The following is a 2,663-nucleotide window of genomic DNA, read 5'->3' as shown; positions in this document are numbered from 1 at the left end:
GTCTTCCTGCACCAGACGGTGCGACAGGCTGTGGCTCCAGCCGTAGCCCAGGCCGCTGTCGATCTCGGCGGCGCTGGTGCGGTAGAGGCGCGTCCAGGGGAAGGGCAGCAGGCCGTCGAGTTCGCCGTCGGTGAGAGTGAGCAGTTCCTCGCCGGTGACCATGGAGACCGGACAGTTGTTGGTGCAGGTGTTTTGGGCCGTGTCGGCGGGTTTGTCGTTGGGTGTTTTCGCCGTCGTCGAAACATCGTCGACCTGCGGGGCCTGGCTCACCCGGGTGTTCTGTGTCTTGCTCCGCTTGATGCCCAGCGTGTCGGGCTCGATCTGGGAAATGCCCTGGGCCGGGCTCTGGATCTGCACGGTCGCTTTCTTCGAGCTGTTGACCAGCACTTCTCCCCGGGCCGCCAGTGGCTTCACCGCATCGGCATGGGCGCTCAGTGCGTGGCTCTTGCTCAGGTCGATCAGCGTTTGCAGGGCCTTCTCGAGCAGCGCCGCCGCGCCGTTGCCGACGGCCTTGGTCGCCTTGACCGAGAGCCGCACGGCCAGGCCCGCGCCGCCGGTGAGCACGATGCCGAGCAGTATGTCCAGCAAGAGCCCGGTGGCGAACTGGGCGATGATTTCCGCCACGGTGGTGGGCGGCAGGAGTTGCACCCAGCAGACCACGGCGGAGGCGTAGAGGAACATCAGCGGCTCGTCGCTGACGATCAGCAGGACCCGTTGCATCAGCTCCTTGGCCTGGGCCTTGAGCTTCTGGAAGTCGGCCTCGGAGATGAACTGCACCAGCTTGTCGTAGTACTCGTCCAGGTGGGTGAGGATGTGGAACAGCTTCTTGACGTCATCCCAGAGCGACATCAGGGCCTTGCCCATGCCGCTCATGAAGGCGTCGTTGATCTGGGTGAGGCGGCGCGGATCGTTGACGGGCGCCAGCGCTCGCCATTGGGCGGCGATGGTGCCGTTCCACTCGCTCTGCAGCCAGCCGTGCAGCTTGTCGATCACGCCGTCATAGGAGGCGTAGAGCGCGTCGATCTCGCCCTGGCCGACCTTGGGGAAGAAGCGGATGCGGTACTGGCTGTTTGGCAGGCAACCGCTGATCTGGCCCATGCCGTTGGCATCGAGGACGCCGGAAAACGTCTGCGGTTTTTCTCCGCCCAGGCTGGCCAGGAGGGAGATTTCCTGCACCGCTTCGTAGGGCGTATTGCCGATCGGGACGAAGTTGACCGAGTCGAAGGCGTGCAGCAGCTTGAGCTGCGCATTGGCCGGGCAGGTGGCATAGGCCTGGACTCTGCCGTTGTCGTCCTTGTCCCGCTTGAGTTTGATCTCTTCGCCGATGCTGAACTGCTGCTGGGCGTCCAGTGCCCAGCCGGTGAGCAGGCTATCGGCGAGACCCTTGTAGCGCTCCATGCTGTTCTTCTTGAAATCCGCGAGGATGCTGCCTGCATCCGGCTCCTCCGCGGACAAGCCGTGAAGCATGAACGAGCCGTAGAGAACCGAGCTGATCATAGGGACAATTCCTTTTCCAGGTGGGCTTTGAACAGCCCGGCAAGCGTGTCTTCCGTGTACGTGGCGTGCCGCATGAAGTGTTCGGTCTTCAGCCGCAGATTCGTTTCGGGAAAGGCGAAATACAGGTCGGGATGGGTTTCGCGCAGCCACTGCATCAGGTTATCCACCAGCGGTACGGGGTCTTCGGCGCGGAGCTTGGCGAGCAGGTCCGGCGGCACGTCCCACCAGGGGTAGGGCCGGCTGGCACCGAGGACGGGCAGCTCGACGGTCAGGTCGCGGCCGTTGATCCAGTAGCGTTCGAACACCGGCAGCAGGTCGCCCGCCGCCTCGCCGAGGTGAGTGAGGATCGGGGCCAGGTGGCGGCCGTCCCAGTAGCGGAAGAACACTTCGCTGCCGTCGGGCATGCGCACCTGGGTCAGGCTGCGCAGCCAGTCGCGGACGACGGTTGCCGGGTAGGGCGAGATCGCCAGCCAGCCCCAGTCGCGCTCGGTCTGTTGTTCGATCCAGTCGAGGAAGAGGCTGTCGGCGCGGAGTTCGCCGAGGAAGGGCATGACTTCCTGCCAGCCGGCGTAGGGCGTGCCTTCCCAGATCGGCAGCAGAGGCGCGGCATCCGCCTGGCGGTAGTAGGCCGGTAGCGGGTCGGCGTCGCTGGTGTTGCTCAGCACCACATAGAAGTGGCGGCTAGCGTCATGGGGCTGGGCGGCCAGCCATTGGTGTGGGGTCAGGGCATCAGAAGGTGTAGACACAGGCGCCGTCCTTGCACTTCACGCATTCCTCGCAGAAGGGCGCGTTGCGTTTGAGGGTCTGGATCTGCGGGAGCGTCAGCACGTAGCCCGCTTTGTCGTTGTCCGCGGCTTTCGATTGGCCGGGCAGGGCGGGGCTGGCTCCGGAGCCTTTGCCCGGGCTGCCGCCGGAGTTCATCTTGATGGTCGGGCCAGTGAGGGTGACGCCGCTGCCGTCCAGCTTGAGCCAACTGCCGCCGCCCTTGAGGGTGAGTTCGCTGCCAGCCTCCAGGACCACCTTGACGCCGCTGGACAGGTGGATTTCCTGGCCGGCTTTGAGAAATTGGCCCTGGCCGATCTTGATGTGCTGGTTCTGCCCGACCGTGAGGTGGTCGTTGGCCTTGAGTTCGGTCTTGCGGTCGAGGTGGGTGATGCGGTGTTCCT

The 2,663-nt window shown here is 64.8% G+C and carries 2 protein-coding genes and 1 pseudogene; all 3 read right to left on the bottom strand.

What is annotated here, in order from left to right:
* The coding region (locus BZL41_RS09270) for a DUF6531 domain-containing protein (protein WP_256578110.1) at nucleotides 1-1,497 on the bottom strand (1,497 nt) is incomplete at its 3' end.
* Nucleotides 1,494-2,243 (bottom strand): DUF4123 domain-containing protein, encoded by a 750-nt coding sequence (locus tag BZL41_RS09265; RefSeq protein ID WP_095599026.1) that lies wholly within the window; start codon nucleotides 2,241-2,243, stop codon nucleotides 1,494-1,496. The genes BZL41_RS09270 and BZL41_RS09265, both read right to left, overlap by 4 nt.
* Nucleotides 2,227-2,663 (bottom strand): annotated as a pseudogene (locus BZL41_RS09260) (DUF2345 domain-containing protein); the annotation flags it as partial. The gene BZL41_RS09265 and the pseudogene BZL41_RS09260, both read right to left, overlap by 17 nt.

Origin of the sequence: Pseudomonas sp. PIC25, assembly GCF_002286785.1 — a bacterium.
Lineage (GTDB): Bacteria > Pseudomonadota > Gammaproteobacteria > Pseudomonadales > Pseudomonadaceae > Pseudomonas_M.
The sequence above is the reverse complement of the archived record's forward strand: the minus strand, read 5'-3'. Positions and strand labels throughout refer to the sequence as shown.